14 protein-coding genes are annotated in these 17581 nt (G+C 60.6%); 5 read left to right on the plus strand and 9 right to left on the minus strand.

Annotated features, from left to right (window positions below; all coding sequences use genetic code 11):
* The first annotated feature begins 202 nt into the window (after positions 1 to 202).
* The 5 genes from cobG to ACX3YD_RS19085 all read left to right on the plus strand — a co-directional run bounded on the left by cobG (position 203) and on the right by ACX3YD_RS19085 (position 5627).
* Complete coding sequence (gene cobG, locus ACX3YD_RS19065) at positions 203 to 1525, plus strand: precorrin-3B synthase (protein WP_458960762.1); 1323 nt, start codon at positions 203 to 205, stop codon at positions 1523 to 1525.
* The gene (locus ACX3YD_RS19070) at positions 1518 to 2144 is read left to right on the plus strand and encodes a precorrin-8X methylmutase (protein WP_047536952.1); all 627 of its coding nucleotides are present in this window, start codon (positions 1518 to 1520) and stop codon (positions 2142 to 2144) included. Before cobG ends, ACX3YD_RS19070 begins: the two co-directional genes overlap by 8 nt.
* Positions 2144 to 2875, plus strand: coding sequence for a precorrin-2 C(20)-methyltransferase (locus ACX3YD_RS19075; protein WP_458962064.1), 732 nt, complete (start codon positions 2144 to 2146; stop codon positions 2873 to 2875). The genes ACX3YD_RS19070 and ACX3YD_RS19075 overlap by 1 nt, the downstream gene beginning before the upstream one ends.
* Positions 2875 to 4584, plus strand: coding sequence for a precorrin-3B C(17)-methyltransferase (gene cobJ, locus ACX3YD_RS19080; protein ID WP_458960763.1), 1710 nt, complete (start codon positions 2875 to 2877; stop codon positions 4582 to 4584). The genes ACX3YD_RS19075 and cobJ overlap by 1 nt, the downstream gene beginning before the upstream one ends.
* Positions 4585 to 4811: 227 nt before the next feature.
* A complete protein-coding gene (locus tag ACX3YD_RS19085; protein WP_458960764.1) occupies positions 4812 to 5627 on the plus strand; it encodes a hypothetical protein in 816 nt (271 codons plus the stop codon).
* A 109-nt stretch (positions 5628 to 5736) separates the two neighbouring features.
* Here the strand turns inward: ACX3YD_RS19085 and ACX3YD_RS19090 are convergent, their stop codons facing one another.
* The 9 genes from ACX3YD_RS19090 to accC form a co-directional block, all read right to left on the minus strand.
* On the minus strand, positions 5737 to 6333 hold the full coding sequence (locus ACX3YD_RS19090; RefSeq protein WP_047536956.1) for a MarC family protein: 597 nt from the start codon (positions 6331 to 6333) through the stop codon (positions 5737 to 5739).
* 66 nt (positions 6334 to 6399) lie between these two features.
* On the minus strand, positions 6400 to 9174 hold the full coding sequence (locus tag ACX3YD_RS19095; protein ID WP_458960765.1) for a hybrid sensor histidine kinase/response regulator: 2775 nt from the start codon (positions 9172 to 9174) through the stop codon (positions 6400 to 6402).
* 99 nt (positions 9175 to 9273) lie between these two features.
* Positions 9274 to 10569, minus strand: a complete 1296-nt coding sequence (gene purD / locus ACX3YD_RS19100) for a phosphoribosylamine--glycine ligase (protein ID WP_047536961.1) — start codon at positions 10567 to 10569, stop codon at positions 9274 to 9276.
* 153 nt (positions 10570 to 10722) lie between these two features.
* Positions 10723 to 12330 (minus strand): bifunctional phosphoribosylaminoimidazolecarboxamide formyltransferase/IMP cyclohydrolase, encoded by a 1608-nt coding sequence (purH, locus tag ACX3YD_RS19105; protein WP_458960766.1) that lies wholly within the window; start codon positions 12328 to 12330, stop codon positions 10723 to 10725.
* 81 nt (positions 12331 to 12411) lie between these two features.
* Positions 12412 to 12732 carry a DNA-binding transcriptional regulator Fis gene (fis, locus tag ACX3YD_RS19110; RefSeq protein WP_015093301.1) on the minus strand — a complete coding sequence of 107 codons (321 nt, stop codon included), beginning with the start codon at positions 12730 to 12732 and terminating at the stop codon, positions 12412 to 12414.
* Positions 12729 to 13739 (minus strand): tRNA dihydrouridine synthase DusB, encoded by a 1011-nt coding sequence (gene dusB, locus ACX3YD_RS19115; RefSeq protein WP_047536969.1) that lies wholly within the window; start codon positions 13737 to 13739, stop codon positions 12729 to 12731. The genes fis and dusB overlap by 4 nt, the downstream gene beginning before the upstream one ends.
* A gap of 185 nt (positions 13740 to 13924) precedes the next feature.
* Positions 13925 to 15151, minus strand: coding sequence for a DUF3426 domain-containing protein (locus tag ACX3YD_RS19120; protein WP_103403266.1), 1227 nt, complete (start codon positions 15149 to 15151; stop codon positions 13925 to 13927).
* A gap of 30 nt (positions 15152 to 15181) precedes the next feature.
* On the minus strand, positions 15182 to 16060 hold the full coding sequence (gene prmA / locus ACX3YD_RS19125) for a 50S ribosomal protein L11 methyltransferase (protein ID WP_130206410.1): 879 nt from the start codon (positions 16058 to 16060) through the stop codon (positions 15182 to 15184).
* A gap of 149 nt (positions 16061 to 16209) precedes the next feature.
* Entirely contained in the window at positions 16210 to 17568 is a 1359-nt protein-coding gene (gene accC, locus ACX3YD_RS19130; RefSeq protein WP_047536979.1) for an acetyl-CoA carboxylase biotin carboxylase subunit, read from the minus strand.
* Positions 17569 to 17581 lie beyond the last annotated feature (13 nt).

Here is a 17581-nt window from a genome sequence, read left to right on the forward strand (position 1 = left end):
AATGATGGCGGGTTATAAATTTGATTCTTGCTGTTAAGCGTTATCGTGGCGTTATTGCCTGAATGAATTGCCCATGCGCAATGCAGGCTCGAACAGCGCAAACCGGCCCCGGGATCGCTTTTCGTCGTCAATCTGCGCGGGCTTTTCATCCGGCCAGACAAAGCAGGCATAATGCTGCCCTTCATCTCGTACCGGTCATCCTGTGAATCCACATCAGAAACCCACCCTTTTGCGCCCTTCGGCCTGTCCCGGGTTGTTGCGGGTCGTCCAGGCATTGGACGGTGGTATCTGCCGGATCAAACTCAGCGGTGGCTCGATCAAGGCCCGGCAGGCGATCACCGTGGCAGAGGGCGCCGAACGATATGCCGCCGGGGTGATCGAGGCGACCAACCGCGCCAACCTGCAGATTCGCGGGATTGGCAGCGAAACGGCGGCGTTGATCGACAGCTTGCTCGCCGCTGGATTGGGGCCGAGCCATGCCGAGGGTGATGATGTACGCAATCTGATGCTCAGCCCGGCTGCCGGGATAGACCCTCAGATGTTGTTCGACACCCGCGCACTGGCGGAGCAGGTGCTGGACACGCTGCAAACTCATGCACGCTTCCACGATCTGAGCGCCAAGTTTGCTGTGCAAATCGATGGCGGCGAAGCGCTGGCAATGCTGGAGCACCCTCATGATCTGTGGCTGAGCGCGACAGAGCAGGATGGCACCCATTGGCTCGTCTTCGGCCTGGCCGGCACCCCCATGGATGCTGCGCTCGGTGCGGTGAGGCTGGACGATGGTCACGCATTGGTGGTGGCGGTGCTGGAGTTGTTTCTTGAGCTCGCACGACCCGATCAGACGCGAATGCGCCACTTGTTGGCCGAATACCCGGTCGCCACGTTCCTCGCCCGGCTGCAGGCACAGTTGCCAATCAATCCCGTTGTTGGCTGGCAACGCCGCGTGAGCCCGGACTTTCTGCACATTGGCGCGCACCCACAGGCACAGGCGAGCCTGGTGTACATCGGCGCCTTGCCGCCGCTGGGCCGACTGACCCCGGATATGCTCCGAGGCGCGTCGCAACTGGCGCAAGCGTTCGGCGACTCGAGCCTGCGTTTCACCCCTTGGCAGAGTTTGCTGCTGCCCAATATCCATGAGGAAAACGCCGCTGAAGTCATCCGGCGCCTGGAGTCATTGGGCTTGTTATGCGCAAGCGCTCAACCATTGTCCCGGTTGATCGCCTGTACCGGATCCAGCGGTTGCGGCAAAGGCCTGGCTGACACCAAGGCGGACGCGTTGCAACTGGCTGCTTTGCTGCAACGCCATGGGCATGCATTGAAGGTGCACTTGAGCGGTTGCTCACGATCCTGTGCTGCCGCGCATATTGCTCCGGTCACTTTGCTGGCCGTTTCTCCCGGTCATTACGACCTCTATTTTCGCGATGCAGCGCAGCCGGGATTCGGCGCCTTGCACGCACGCAACCTTACTATCGACGCGGTCGGCGCCTTGCTCGACGCCCGCTCACGGAGCCCCCTAGATGCTTGATTACATCCGCGACGGTCAGGAGATCTATCGCAATTCCTTCGCGATCATTCGCGCCGAGGCCAACCTCGCGCGAATCCCGGCCGATCTGGAAAAACTCGCGGTGAGGGTGATTCACGCCTGCGGGATGGTCGATGCCATCGACGGTTTGCAGTTTTCCGAAGGCGCGGGCAAGGCCGGACGCGATGCGCTGGCGGCCGGTGCGCCGATCCTGTGTGATGCGCGGATGGTCTCCGAAGGCGTCACCCGTGCGCGCTTGCCGGCGAACAACCCGGTGATTTGCACCTTGCGCGATGAAAGCGTTCCGGAGCTGGCCCGTGAGTTGGGCAACACCCGCTCCGCCGCCGCGCTGGAGCTGTGGCGCCCGCATCTGGAAGGCAGTGTGGTGGTGATCGGGAATGCGCCGACCGCGCTGTTCTATCTGCTGGAAATGCTCGACGCCGGAGCACCGAAACCGGCGCTGATCCTCGGCTTCCCGGTGGGCTTCGTCGGGGCCGCCGAATCGAAGGCAGCGCTTGCCGCCGACAGCCGTGGCGTGCCCTTCGTCATCATGCAAGGCCGGCTGGGCGGTAGCGCCATGGCCGCGGCCGCCGTCAATGCCCTCGCCACGGAGATCGAATGATGCAGCAACCAGGACGTTTGATCGGCCTCGGCGTCGGCCCGGGTGATCCTGAACTGATTACCGTCAAAGCCCTGCGTCTGCTGCGCGAATCGCCGGTGGTGGCGTACTTCGTCGCCAAGGGAAAAAAGGGCAATGCGTTTGGCATCATCGAGGCCCATTTGCAGGATGCACAAACCCTGCTGCCGCTGGTTTACCCGGTGACCACCGAGGCACTGCCCGCGCCGCTGTCGTATGAGCAAGTGATCAGCGACTTCTACGATACCGCTGGCGAAACACTGGCCGCGCACCTGGATGCCGGTCGGGACGTGGCGGTGATCTGCGAAGGTGATCCGTTCTTCTACGGTTCTTACATGTACCTGCACGATCGCCTGGCCGAGCGCTATGACGCCGAAGTCGTGCCAGGCGTGTGCTCAATGCTCGGCGGTGCTTCGGTACTCGGGGCGCCGCTGGTGTATCGCAATCAGAGCCTGTCGGTGTTGTCCGGTGTATTGCCGCACGATGAACTCAAGCGTCGCCTGGCCGATGCAGACGCGGCGGTGATCATGAAGCTGGGGCGCAACTTCCCCAAGGTCCGCCAGGTTCTGGAAGAGCTCGGTCTGGCCGAGCGCGCGCTGTACGTCGAGCGCGCGACCATGGCCAATCAGAAAATCGTCCCGCTGGATGAGGTCGAGCCGATGTCTTCGCCGTATTTCTCGCTGATCATCGTTCCCGGCGAAAGGTGGCAAGGCTGATGCCCCGTCCAGTTCCGGCGATTGTCATACTCGGCCATGGCAGCCTTGCGACCGCGCGCAAGATTCAACAACTCTACCCGGATGCGCTGATCCACGGCCTGGCCGAACGGGTTGAAGGCGCGGACTGTCTCTATCGCGAGTTCGGTGCGACGTTGCGCGATCTATATCGGCAAGACACGCCGATCATTGCATTGTGCGCGGCCGGGATCGTGATTCGTACACTGGCGCCGCTGCTACTGGAAAAGGGCAGTGAGCCGCCGGTGCTGGCCGTGGCCGAAGACGGCAGCGCAGTGGTGCCGCTGCTCGGCGGCCTGGGCGGGGTGAATGTGTTGGCGCGAGAGATCGCCGCTCATCTCGAGGTGGCGGCTGCGATCACCACCAGTGGCGAGCTGCGTTTTGGCACTTGCCTGCTCAATCCACCCAGCGGCTATGCCTTGGGTGACCTGGAGCTGGGCAAGCGTTTCGTCTCCGATTTGCTGGCCGGTGAAACGGTGCGCATCGAAGGTTCGGCGCCCTGGCTGGCGCAGGCGCAGTTGCCTGAGGACGGGCAGGCGCGGTTGACCGTTCATGTCGGCCATGCCGAGCGAGCGGTCGCGGCCAATGAACTGCTGATCTATCCACGTTGCGTGGTGGTCGCGGTAAGGCCCGGCGTTGCGGATTTGCCGAAGGTGATTGGTGATGTTTTGCATCAGGCCAATATTGCCCGGCAATCGCTGGCCTGCCTGTTGGCTGCCGACACGGAAATGGCTGACCCGGCTCTGCGTGAAGCCGCACTCGAATTGGGCGTCCCCCTGCGTTTTTCCAGCGCAGTTGGAACGCTCAGCGAGCTGGCCCGCGATGCCATCGGGCAGGCTGTTTCCATCGCTGGCGATGAAACCATCAGCGTAGCGATCGCCGAACAGCCAGTGGACCCGCTGCAGATCGGCCGACCTCGTGGGCGCCTGGCCGTGATCGGGCTGGGGCCCGGTGCGGCCGAGCTGATGGTCCCGGCGGTGAAGGCCGAACTGGCGCGTGCCAACGATGTGCTGGGTTATGAAACCTATGTGCGCATGGCCGGGCCATTCCGGGCTGATCAAGTGCTGCATTGCACCGACAACCGTGAAGAAATGCAGCGCGCTCGCCACGCCTTCGAACTGGCGGCCCAAGGGCGGTCGGTGGTGGTGGTGTCGTCTGGCGATCCGGGTGTCTTTGCCATGGCTGCCGCCGTGCTGGAAGCGCTCGACGAGTCTACGGACGTCCATTGGCACAACGTCGATCTTGAGATCCTGCCGGGCGTTTCCGCGTCGCTGGCAACTGCCGCACAAGCAGGCGCACCGCTGGGTCATGACTTCTGCGTGTTGTCGCTGTCGGACAACCTCAAACCCTGGTCGATCATCGAAAAGCGCCTGGATCTGTCGGCCCAGGCGGACCTGGCCCTGGCGTTCTACAACCCGATCTCGCGCTCGCGCCCTTGGCAGCTGGGGCAGGCGCTGGACATCGTCGCCAGGCATCGCACACCTGAAACGCCAGTCGTGCTGGGGCGCGATATCGGTCGCCCGGGTCAGACCTTGCGGGTGACGACACTCGGGCAATTGACTGCCGATCAGGTGGACATGCGAACGATGGTGCTCATTGGCTCCTCGACGACTCGTGTGATTCCTCGCCCAGGCGGTAGTACCTGGGTGTACACGCCACGTAGCTACGGCGATAAGCTCAATCCCGCCCGATAATAACGGCTTCATTTTTTGTATCGAATAACCCCGGATCGCCCGAACTATTGTTCGGTGGCGGTCCGGTTTGTTTTGTGAGCTTTTTGTTGTGGTCGTAATTGTGTGCATGATTATTTGATGCGCGCTACATATGTTGTATTTAGTTATGGTTGTTGGTTGAGTGTGGTCGCGTTAGATTTGATTCGCTCCGGGAGGGAGCGGTTATTAATAAATAAAAGGATATTATTGTGAGTGAGTTTGAAAGTTCTTTAAGCGTTTCTGAACGTATCGATCTGGTAAGGGCGCGCGTTGAAAGACGCAAAAAAGCCGTGGCAGGCAAGCGGCTTAAAAGGTCGGTGCCGTCGACGGTTGCAACGAGTCCAACAAAAGAGCTGGATGCACTGGTGCTCGGCAATAGCCTGATTGGTTATGGTGACAAGATAAGCATTGAGAACATGGCGATTATCGAGAACTTGATCACCATGTCGAAAATGGAGGCTAATTACGAAGTTCCAGGAAATAAAGATCCCAAGGCCTGGTATCACGCCTTTACGACGTGCATGGAAGACCTGGGATGTTTTGTTCCAGATAAAGGCTACTCGAAGTACAGCGCAATGTCGCTGAAGCTGGAAATCGATAATGTCATGGTTGATATTGTCCGGGCTGCCGTCGAGGCGGCCAAAGCGGCCTTCCCAGGCGCCGCGGTGCTTAGTGCGGTCGCGAACTCTACATTGGACGCACTAAAGAAAGAGCCTGAAGCCATTAACTTGCTGAATATAGGGGCGAAGAGTGCTAAAGGCGTACGTTTGTCCACGATTCCCTGCGAACAAATGTCTAATGGAATTATCCTGGTTGCGCTAGCCGCTGTTGATCATCAAGGTGGAGGCCGTGAGGGGGGCGTGCTGTTTGTCGACTGGAAAACTTCCTCGCTGGATATTTTTCACGGGAAGTCGTTCGTCACCTTCAATCCTGCCCGATATGCGGAAATAAGGGCGGACATTGAAGAGTATCTTGGCGAGCATCGAAAGGAAATTTTGGTCAAGCGTTTCAGGCGTCGCAAGTAACACGAAAGGGTCAGAGGCATCTGCTGCCTCTGGCCCGTCTGAAAAATGGCTCGTTGATTGATGCTGGCGTTATCTCTCCCGAGTGAAGTCGCGGAGCGGGCGGTGCCAGTCAAGGAATCAGATAGCCCTTGACCCCGGTGAAAATAATCTGCGCCGCCAACGCACACACGAACAACCCCATCAACCGGCTGACGATCTGCAATCCCTGATCGCCGAGAATGCGCTCGATATGATTGGCCAGGTACAGCACCACGCCGACCGTGAAACTGGCCAGGGCAATACTGAGGATTGCGGTGAGCTTGTCGTCCCAGTGCGGCTGGCTTACACCCATGACCAGCAAGGCACCGATGGTGCCGGGGCCGACCGTCAGCGGGATGGTCAGCGGGACGATGGTCACGTCCTGTTGCACGTTGTCGGTTTGCACTGCCGACTTGCCTTGCGCCATGCCGAGTGCCGAGATGAACAGCACGCTACCGGCACCGATGCGGAACGCATCCACAGTGATGCCGAAGACGCTGAAAATCACTCTCCCGAACAGGTACAGCAAGACGCTGGAAACCAGCGTGGCGATTGCCACTTTCCAGGCCAGGCGACGCTGTTCCTTGCGCGAGTAACCGCGGGTGAGACTGATGAAGCAGGACAATACGAAGAACGGGCTGTAGAGCACCAGCATCTTCAGGTAAACACTGAACAACACGTGAAGCATGGTGCAGGCTCACTGGCGAGGGAAGTCGAGGAGGGGAGTCTATCAGGCGTTGCGGGGTCTGTCGGCTCAGGACGTTGGGGTCGTGGCGCGGTCTTGTTGATCACGCTGGGCAACCCAGTGTTCGATCAGTTCGCGCAATTGCGACAATTCGACGGGTTTGGCCATGTGTCCGTCCATGCCGGCCTGGCGCGCGCGCTCCTTGTGCTCGGCGAGAATGTGCGCGGTCAATGCCACCACGGGCGTGCGAGTGCGCTGGTTGCCGACTTCCCAGGCACGCAATTGCTGGGTGGCCGAGAAGCCATCGAGGACCGGCATCTCGCAATCCATCAGTACCAGGTCATAACGCTGGGCCTTCATGGCCTGCAGGGCTTCTTCGCCATTGCTGGCGGTGTCCGGTTGCAAATTGAGCTTGCCCAACATGCCGCGGATGACCTTGGTCGAGATGCTGTTGTCTTCGGCCACCAGAATGCGGAAATCGCTGGGGACCTTGATCGGCAGAGGTGGACCCAATGGCTGCTGCATCACGGCGAGGCCCTTGTTGCGCTGGGTCAACTCGTCGGCCAGGGTTGTCTTGAGGGTGTAACCGGCCACGGGTTTGGCGAGGATGCGTTTGATTCCTGAGTTGCGTGCGATGATCTTGCTCGGCGCATTGCTGATGCCGGTGAGCATGATCAGCAGGATGTCATGGTTCAGGCTCGGGTCTTCCTTGATCTTGGCGGCCAGTTGCATGCCGGTCATGCCGGGCATGTTCTGGTCCAGCAGGACCACGTCGAAGTAGTCGCGCAGGTGCGCCTTGGTGCGCAGTAAGGCCAGCGCTTCCTTGCCGGAGGGTACGGCGCTGACGTTCAGGCCCCAGGCGCTGCATTGCTGCACCAGCACTTTGCGGCAGGTGTCGTTGTCGTCCACCACCAACACCCGTGCGCCCTGCAAAGGACCGTCGAGGTCGGACGTCGGGTGTTCGAGACGGTCAGGGTCCAGCGGCAAGGTCAGCCACAGTGTGCTGCCCTGGTTGGTGCCACTCTTGATGCCGAACTCGCCGTGCATCAGGCGAATCAACTGACGGGCAATGACAAGGCCCAGATTACCGCCCAGCCGGTTGGTCGAGAGGAAATGCTTGCTGTGCAATTCGGCGTGCATCAGCGCGTCACGCTCTTCAGCGTCCATGGGTTCGCCGCTGTCCTGTACGGCAATGCGCAGGCGTGGTTTGGGACTGCGTTCGTCGAGCGCGACGACGATCAGGATTTCGCCTTCATCGGACTTTTTAAGGGCGTTTTCAACCAGGCTCAACAGGGTCTGGCGCAAACGTGTCGGATCACCGCTGATGACCCGCGGCACTTGAGGCTGGATGAAGCTGATCAATTCGACGTTCTGCTGTTCGGCCTTGGCGCGGAAGATGCTCAGGCAGTCTTCGATCAGGGCGTTGAGGTCGAATTGCACATCGTCCAGTTCGATCTGTCCGGATTCGAGCTTGGAGATGTCGAGAATTTCGTTGATCAGCGTCAGCAGTTCGTTGCCGGCGCTATGAATCGTCTGCACGTAGTCGCGCTGCTTGACCGAAAGTGGCGTGCCCAGCAACAGCTCGGTCATCCCCAGTACGCCGTTCATCGGGGTGCGGATCTCATGGCTGATCTTCGCCAGAAACTCTGCCTTGGCGTTGATTTCGGCGTTGCTGGCGGCCAGGTCGCGACTGATGCTGAAGCGGTCTTCGGTGATGCTGCGCTGGCGCTCGCTCAAGGCGATGCTCATCAGCAGGCCACTGATGCAAATGAATGCCAGCAGGGTGGTGATCAGGCCATGGGGTTCGATGTGGGTCAGCCCCAGCAGGGCAGGCAGGATGATCAGTACGCCGAGGTTGAACACCACCATGGCGGCCACGAACAGCCGCGCCGGGCGATAGCCTTTCTGCCAGTGGAAGGCGCTGACGAACAGCATCGTCAAGCCTGCAAGGGCCACCAGTCCGTAGGTGATGAAGTTCAACGGCAGCGTGTTGACGAACAGCAGTAGCAGCCCTGAGATCGCGATCAACAGAATTTCGCCCGCGATCACTTTGTTCAGCGGGTGGAAACCGAGGGGGGCGAAGAAGCGTAGCGCAAACATCAGGCCGCAGGGTGCCGTCAGCAACAAGGCGAGGTACGCGCCAGGGGTTTTCACCGCTTGCCACTCCGCAAGCCAGGGGCCGGCCAGGTTCAACAGCAGGACCAGGCTGAGCATCAGGCAGCCTTCGGATGCCGCCAGCCACAGGCTGCTGCGTGAGCGGGTGTAGGCGTAACGGATGAGGTTGTGCAGGATCAGCATGCCAATGCAGCCCAACAGCAGGCCGTAGATCAGCGTCTGGCTCTGGTTGGCTGCGGTCATGACCGCTGATTGCAAGGTGATGTAAGGGCGTAGCTGGTGTTCGGAAACCAGCCGCAGGTAAACGTCGAGAGGCTTGTCGCTTTGCGGCAACGGCAGCATCAGGTCGCTGCTGGGCAAAGGTCGATCGGTACTGGTTTGTTCGCTGCCTGTCTTCGATTGCTCGATCAGCTTGTCGCCGTCCAGCACATACATATTGAAGTGCAGCAAATCGGGTGCGAACACCCGGAGCAACTGTTCATGCTTGCCGGGAGCAAGCCGGAACCGCAGCCAGAGTGCGCCTTCGGGCTCGGCGGCGGTGAGCTCGTCGAGTTCGATAGGGCTGAATTGATTGGTATAGCGTGTGGAACGGATGTCGCTCAGCTGCAGGTCGCCCTGTTCGTCGAGCAAAACGGACCAGCCGCTGCCTTGTGCGGCCTGAGCCGTAAGCATGCAGAGCAAGGTCAGCAGAGTGACGGTAAAACCTATGGCAATCCTGAGCCAGCGCACGGCGAAATCCCTTCGTAGGTTGATGCCAGAATATAACTATGCGCGGCGCCGGAATAGTCAGGCAAGGGCTCGAAGCCCTTGCCCGGCTGAATGGGTAGCTTATTCCTGATTTTCGCCACGCTCGCGGGCAATGGCACGGTAGCCAATGTCCTTGCGATAGAAACAGCCTTCCCAATCAATTTTGGCTGCCAGCTTGTATGCCTGCTGTTGAGCGGCATCGACGCTTGCGCCCATGGCGGTGGCGCACAGCACCCGACCGCCGGCCGTCACGACTTGTCCGTCCTTGAGTGCAGTACCGGCGTGGAAGACTTTGCCTTCCAGTGTCGCGGCTGCGTCCAGGCCTTTGATGGCCGCGCCTTTGGCGTAGTCACCTGGATAGCCGCCAGCGGCCAGAACGATACCGACGCTCGGACGTGGATCCCATTGCGCTTCAACTTTGTCCAGCGCCTGGGCCAGGGCTGCTTCGACCAGCAGTACCAGGCTCGACTGCAGGCGCAGCATGACCGGCTGGGTCTCAGGGTCGCCGAAACGGCAATTGAATTCGATAACTTTTGGGTTACCAGCCTTGTCGATCATCAGACCGGCATACAGGAAACCAGTGTAGACGTTACCTTCCTCGGCCATGCCGCGAACCGTCGGCCAGATCACCAGGTCCATGACGCGCTGATGCACTTCGTTGGTGACCACCGGAGCAGGGGAGTAGGCACCCATGCCGCCCGTGTTCGGGCCGGTATCGCCGTCACCGACGCGTTTGTGGTCCTGGCTGGTGGCCATCGGCAAGACGTTCTTGCCGTCAACCATGACGATGAAGCTGGCTTCTTCGCCGTCCAGGAACTCTTCGATCACCACGCGGGAGCCGGCGTCGCCGAAAGCGTTGCCCGCCAGCATGTCGCGTACGGCGTCTTCGGCTTCGGCCAGGGTCATGGCAACGATCACGCCTTTACCAGCGGCAAGGCCATCGGCCTTGATCACGATTGGCGCGCCTTTTTCACGCAGATAAGCCAGGGCTGGCTCGATCTCGGTGAAGTTCTGGTAGTCGGCGGTCGGGATCTTGTGGCGAGCCAGGAAGTCCTTGGTGAACGCTTTCGAACCTTCCAGTTGAGCGGCACCGGCGGTCGGGCCGAAGCAGTCGAGGCCGCGGGAGCGGAACAGATCGACGACACCAGCGACCAGCGGTACTTCAGGGCCGACGATGGTCAGGGAAACGTTTTTCTCGGCAAAGTCTGCAAGTTGCTCAAGCGCCAGCACATCGATGGCGACGTTCTCGCACTTGGCTTCAATGGCGGTGCCGGCGTTGCCCGGAGCCACGAAAACCTTCTGCACACGCGGATCCTGAGCCACTTTCCAGGCCAGGGCGTGTTCACGGCCACCGCTGCCAATGATCAAAACATTCATTTCAAAAACCTCGGATGACGCTAATTCTGTTGAGCACCGCAGAGGTGCTTTTCTGTGGGAGCTGGCTTGCCGGCGATGCAGGCAACTCGGTTTATCAGCTAAGCCGAGGGGATGCTATCGCTGGCAGGCCAGCTCCCACAGTTGATCGTGTACTTAGTGACGGAAGTGGCGCATGCCGGTGAACACCATGGCGATGCCGGCTTCGTCGGCGGCTGCAATCACTTCGTTGTCACGCATCGAGCCGCCTGGCTGGATCACCGCAGTGATACCGGCCTTGGCCGCATTGTCCAGACCATCGCGGAACGGGAAGAATGCGTCGGAAGCCATTACCGAACCGGCTACCTGCAAGCCAGCGTGTTCTGCCTTGATCGCGGCGATACGTGCCGAGTTCACGCGGCTCATCTGGCCAGCGCCGACACCGATGGTCTGACGGTTCTTGGCGTAGACGATGGCGTTGGATTTAACGTATTTGGCGACTTTCCAGGCGAAGATCAGGTCGTGGATTTCCTGTTCGGTCGGTGCGCGTTTGGTCACGACTTTCAGGTCGTCGGCGCTGATCATGCCGATGTCGCGGCTCTGCACCAGCAGGCCACCGTTGACGCGTTTGTAGTCCCAGGCCGCCGAGCGGTCAGCCGACCACTCGCCGCAGGCCAGCAGGCGTACGTTGGCTTTGGCGGCCACGATGGCGCGGGCTTCTTCGCTGACGCTCGGGGCAATGATGACTTCGACGAACTGACGCTCGACGATGGCTTTGGCGGTTTCAGCATCCAGCTCGCGGTTGAACGCGATGATGCCGCCGAAAGCGGATTCGGTGTCGGTGGCGTAGGCCAGGTCGTAGGCCTTGCGGATACCGCCTTCGGCGTCCGGGCTGACGGCCACGCCACACGGGTTGGCATGCTTGACGATCACGCAGGCTGGCTTGACGAAGCTCTTCACGCATTCCAGCGCGGCATCGGTGTCGGCCACGTTGTTGTACGACAGTTCCTTGCCCTGCAGCTGGGTCGCGGTGGCGATGCCGACTTCGGCAGGCTTGGCTTCCACGTAGAACGCCGCGCTCTGGTGCGGGTTCTCGCCGTAGCGCATTTCCTGGGCCTTGATGAACTGGCTGTTGAAGGTGCGCGGGAATTCGCTGCGACCTTCAGTGCTGAGGGTATCAGCGGCCTGGTTCACGGTGCCCATGTAGTTGGCGATCATGCCGTCATAGGCAGCGGTGTGTTCGAAGGCCTTGAGCATCAGGTCGAAACGCTGGGCGTACGTCAGGCCGCCGGCCTTGAGGTTTTCCAGGACGTCGGCGTAATCGCTGGCGTTGACCACGATGGCCACGTCTTTGTGGTTCTTCGCTGCCGAACGAACCATGGTCGGGCCGCCGATGTCGATGTTTTCGATCGCGGTCGGCAGGTCGCAGCCTGGCTTGTTGATGGTGGCTTCGAACGGGTAGAGGTTAACTGCTACCAGGTCGATCGGCTTGATGCCGTGCTCGTTCATGATGGCGTCGTCGATACCGCGACGACCCAGGATCCCGCCGTGGATTTTCGGGTGCAGGGTTTTCACCCGACCGTCCATCATTTCGGCAAAGCCGGTGTAATCAGCGACTTCCACTGCGGCAACGCCGTTGTCCTGCAGCAGCTTGAACGTCCCGCCGGTGGAGAGGATCTCGACGCCCAGTGCTTCAAGTTCTTTGGCGAATTCGAGGATCCCGGTCTTGTCGGAAACGCTGATCAAGGCGCGGCGGATCGGCAGGCGGGTAGTCTGGTCGGTCATTTCAATTTCCATCAAAAGCAAAGGAGTCAGCAAAAAAGGCGACCGGTTTTACGCGGGCGCCTTTCTGGTTTGATTGAATGCTTACAGCAAATCGTACTGCTTGAGTTTCTTGCGCAGCGTGCCTCGGTTCAGCCCGAGCATCTCGCTGGCTTTGGTCTGGTTGCCCTTGACGTAGTTCATCACGCACTCGAGCAGGGGAGCCTCGACTTCGGAGAGCACCAGGTTGTACACATCCGTGACGGCAGCGCCCTCAAGGTGGGCGAAATAATTGTGCAGCGCTTTCTCGACACTCCCGCGAAGGGTCTGGCCTTCTTCACTCGGGGTATTGAGGTGCTGTTTCAAATTCACGTTGTCGCTCACGGGTGTTGTTCCACTCACTAAAGTCTCGGTCATCATCGTCATGCGGCCACCCCCTCTCCGTCCCCTGTCAGGCTCTTGTAACGTTCTGCGAAGAAGCCCTGAACGTTGGCGCATTGTGCTTCCGTATCTTCCAAACGATTGAAGTGGGCGCGAAACTCCCTGGCGCCCGGCAAGGTTGCGAGATACCAGCCCACATGCTTTCGAGCAATGCGTACGCCCATCACGTCTCCGTAGAAGGCGTGAAGCGCAGCCAGATGCTCTAGCAGTATGCGTTCCACTTCGATCAGTTCCAGCGCCGGGAGCTTCTCGCCGGTTCGCAGGAAATGGTCGATCTCGCGAAAAATCCATGGCCGTCCCTGGGCGGCCCGACCAACCAGCAGGCCATCGGCACCGGTCGCATCGAGCACGTATCGGGCCTTCTCTGGCGAGTCGATATCGCCATTGGCAAAGACCGGCATCGACACCGCCTGCTTGATTGCGGCGATGGTGTCGTACTCGGCTTCACCGGTGTACAGATCGGCACGGGTGCGGCCATGGACCGCCAGCGCCGAAATGCCCGCCTGTTCAGCGATCTTCGCCACGGTCAGGCCATTCTTGTTGTCCCGGTCCCAGCCGGTACGGATCTTCAGGGTCACCGGCACATCAACCGCAGCCACGACGGCCTGCAGGATCTCGGTAACCAATGCCTCATCCTTCAACAGTGCGGAGCCGGCAGCCTTGTTGCAGACTTTTTTTGCCGGACAGCCCATGTTGATATCAATTATCTGTGCGCCCAGCTCGACGTTGGCCCGGGCCGCATCCGCCAGCATCTGTGCGTCACCACCGGCGATCTGTACCGAGCGTGGCTCGGGATCGCCTTCGTGGATCATGCGCATGCGCGACTTGCGGGTGTTCCACAAACTCATGTCGCTGGTGACCATCTCGGAGACTACTAGCCCCGCGCCCAGTCGCTTGCACAGCTGACGAAAGGGTTGGTCGGTGACGCCCGCCATTGGGGCGAGAATCAAGCCGTTGTGTAATGTGTATGGGCCGATGCGTACCGCCGACATAGGACTTCCCTGTTGTGGGGCCGGATCATGAGAGTTCGAAAAAGGGTTGGCATGATACCCGCTCTCGATGACTGGATAAAGGCTGAATTGAACAAAATCTGAACAGTTATTCTGTTATCGCCAGCGGTTTGGTCCGGGCGGGTAAAGTCAGAAAGTTGTCGTCAATTCAGGATCGGTGAACCGTTTCACTCCGGTGAGTGGAAGCTGAGGCTGTAGTTCACCGCTTTGGCGCCTGGATCGAGAATGTCCAGTGCGATGTGGATCGGTGTCTGCGGGGGCATTTCGGCCATGCCTTCGAGGTCGCCGCTCAGGTACTCGCCGGGCTTGAAGCGACGGCTGGCGATCAGATGGCCATTGAGGTCGGCAAAGCGCAGTTCCAGCAACGGGAATGGCTGGGAGAAAGGCGCGCGGTTGTAGATGATCGCGTCGACCACCAGGGCGCCGTTGAATTCCGGGTGACTGCGCACCACCAGGTTGCTGCTTTTGATTTTCGCGATGTCGACTTTGGATGGCACTGTGCAGCCGATTTGCGGGCACAGTTGCTGGAACCACGGACGGTATTGGTCCTGACGTGCCAGTTCATCGAAGTGGTAAGCAACGTACTGGCCGACGAGCGCACCAGCGCCGAGCACGATCAACAGTAGCCAGAAGAGTCGGCGACCCCACGGGGAGCGACGTTGTTGCCAGTCCAGTTGCAGCGGATCGTCGGTCAGGTCTTGCAACACGTCGGTGCGCACGCCGGGTTCACTGCGTTCGCGGCGCTTGCGCAATGGCTCGATCGAGGGCAGGTCGTCGTCATGTTCGTCGCTTGCAGTGGCCGACAGGCGTTCATGATGAACCGGTGTGTCGAGCGGGTCGTGCAGGCGCAGTTGTGGCGGTGTTGCTTCGTCCTCCGGTTCTACGGGTTCCAGGGACAGCGAAGGTTCAGTGCGCGAGGGTTTGTTCGGGACCTGCTCCGGTTCCGGCAAATCCTCTTCTTCGGTCTGGGCACGATCGGCAGCCGATTCGCTGAACAGGCTGTCGGACCAGGGCTCTTCGGTCTCGGCGGTGTCGCGACGGGCGCTGAGCGTGTCTTCGCGATGCCGGGTGAACTCCGTGGTCGGCTGGATTTCCCGCTGCTCGAGTCGGGCCAGCTCTTCGTCGAGGTCGAGGCTGTCGAGGTCCAGCTCGGCGGCCGTCCATTGTTTTTGGCTGATGGCGCGGGGTTCTGCGGGTGGCGGTGCTTCGACGATGGCCGGGACGACCGGTGCGACAGGTTCTTTGCCGGCCTGCTCAAGCAACTGCTTGGCGGCATTGAACACCTGCAGGCATGAGCCGCAGCGAACAACGCCGCGAGCCACGCTCAACTGAGCATGGCTGACGCGGAAGCTGGTTTGGCAATGCGGGCACTGAGTGACGAAGCTGTCGGTCATGCGGCGATCCGGATTATGCAGAGGCTCATTCTAGCGCCGACGGCCGGTTATGCGCACCCAGCCATCGCGATTGGCGATCGGATCCAGGTCGAAGTCCTTGGCATAGGCGGCGGCCACTTCTTCGCCTTGCTCGGCAAGGATGCCCGACAGCGCCAGGCGACCGCCCGTCTTGACCAGTCCGGACAGCTGCGGTGCCAGGGACACCAGCGGGCCGGCGAGAATGTTGGCGACCAGCACGTCGGCCTGAACCTGCGGCAAATCTTCCGGCAGATACAGCGGGAAGAGCTCTTCGGCAATATTGTTGCGTCCGGCGTTGTCGCGGGAGGCTTCCAGCGCCTGAACGTCGATGTCGGTGCCCACGGCTTCCTTCGCACCCAGCAGGAGGGCGGCGATTGCCAGAATCCCCGAGCCACACCCGAAGTCCAGCACATTGCAACCTTTCAAGTCCTGGCCGTCGAGCCATTCCAGGCACAGCGCGGTGGTGGGGTGGGTGCCGGTGCCGAACGCCAGGCCCGGGTCCAGCAACAGGTTGACCGCCTCAGGTTCGGGGGCGGCGTGCCAGCTCGGCACGATCCACAGGCGCTGGCCAAAACGCATCGGCTGGAAGTTGTCCATCCAGCTGCGTTCCCAGTCCTGGTCTTCGATCACTTCGCTGTGGTGCTCGGGCAATGGGCTGCCGGTCAGCAGTTCCAGATGGGCCAGTACCGGGCCAGCTTCCGTGCCGCCTTCGAACAGGGCCAGCAGGTGGGTGTGCGACCACAGTGGCGTGGTATTGAGTTCCGGCTCGAAGATCGGCTGATCTTCGGCGTCCATGAAGGTCACCGACACGGCGCCCACTTCAAGGAAAGCGTCTTCATAGGTTTCGGCTTGTTCTGGGCTGATGGCGAGACGGACTTGCAGCCAAGGCATGGCGGGCACCTTTGAAAAGTATTGATTGCAGCCTAGCGGGCTGCGAGAAGCGCGCAAGTTTACGCGAGCGCGGGGGGTTTGTGGGAGTGGGTTGGCCCTCCGGAAACAACAAGGCCGCCCGAAGGCGGCCTTGTTGATGAGGTCGAAGCTTAGTGCTTCTCGCCCGCCAGCTTGTGCTCGAGGTAGTGAATGTTCACGCCCCCTTTGCAGAAGCCTTCATCGCGAGTCAGGTCGCGGTGCAGCGGGATGTTGGTCTTGATCCCGTCGACCACGATCTCGTCCAGGGCATTGCGCATGCGCGCCATGGCTTCGTCGCGGGTTGCACCGTAGGTGATCAGCTTGCCGATCAACGAATCGTAGTTCGGCGGAACGGCATAACCACTGTACAGGTGCGAATCGACGCGAACGCCGTTGCCGCCCGGGGCGTGGAAATGCTTGACCGTGCCAGGGCTCGGCATGAAGGTTTTCGGGTCTTCGGCGTTGATCCGGCATTCCAGCGCGTGACCGCGGATGACCACGTCATCCTGGGTGAACGACAGCTTGTTGCCGGCGGCGATGCTCAGCATCTCCTTGACGATGTCGATGCCGGTGACCATTTCCGATACCGGGTGCTCTACCTGGACGCGAGTGTTCATCTCGATGAAGTAGAAGCGACCGTTCTCGTACAGGAACTCGAAGGTGCCTGCGCCACGGTAGCCGATATCGATGCACGCCTTGACGCAGCGGGCGAAGACTTCCTGGCGAGCCTTCTCGTCGATGCCCGGTGCCGGCGCTTCTTCGAGAACTTTCTGGTGGCGGCGTTGCAGCGAGCAGTCGCGGTCGCCCAGATGGATGGCGTTGCCCTGTCCGTCGGAAAGTACCTGGACTTCCACGTGGCGCGGGTTAGTCAGGAATTTTTCCAGATAGACCATCGGGTTGCCGAACGCTGCGCCCGCTTCGGAGCGGGTCAGTTTCGCCGAGGAAATCAGGTCTTCTTCCTTGTGCACAACGCGCATGCCGCGACCACCACCGCCGCCAGCGGCTTTGATGATCACCGGGTAACCGACTTCACGGCCGATGCGCAGGGCGGTTTCTTCGTCCTCCGGCAGCGGGCCGTCGGAACCCGGAACGGTAGGCACACCGGCGGCGATCATGGCGTGCTTGGCCGAAACCTTGTCGCCCATCAGGCGGATGGTTTCAGCTCTCGGGCCGATGAAGGCGAAGCCGGATTTCTCGACCTGTTCGGCGAAGTCGGCGTTTTCCGCGAGGAAACCGTAGCCTGGGTGAATGGCGGTGGCGCCGGTCACTTCGGCCGCGGCGATGATCGCCGGGATGTGCAGGTAAGATTGGGCGGCCGATGCAGGACCGATGCAGACGGACTCGTCTGCCAGGCCCAGGTGCATCAGTTCCTTGTCAGCCTTGGAATAAACGGCGACGGTCTTGATGCCCATCTCTTTGCAGGCGCGCAGAATCCGCAGTGCGATCTCACCGCGGTTGGCGATCAGAACTTTTTCCAACTTCGCAGTCATCAAAGGCTCTCCG

Source organism: Pseudomonas fluorescens group sp. PF-1 (assembly GCF_054481335.1).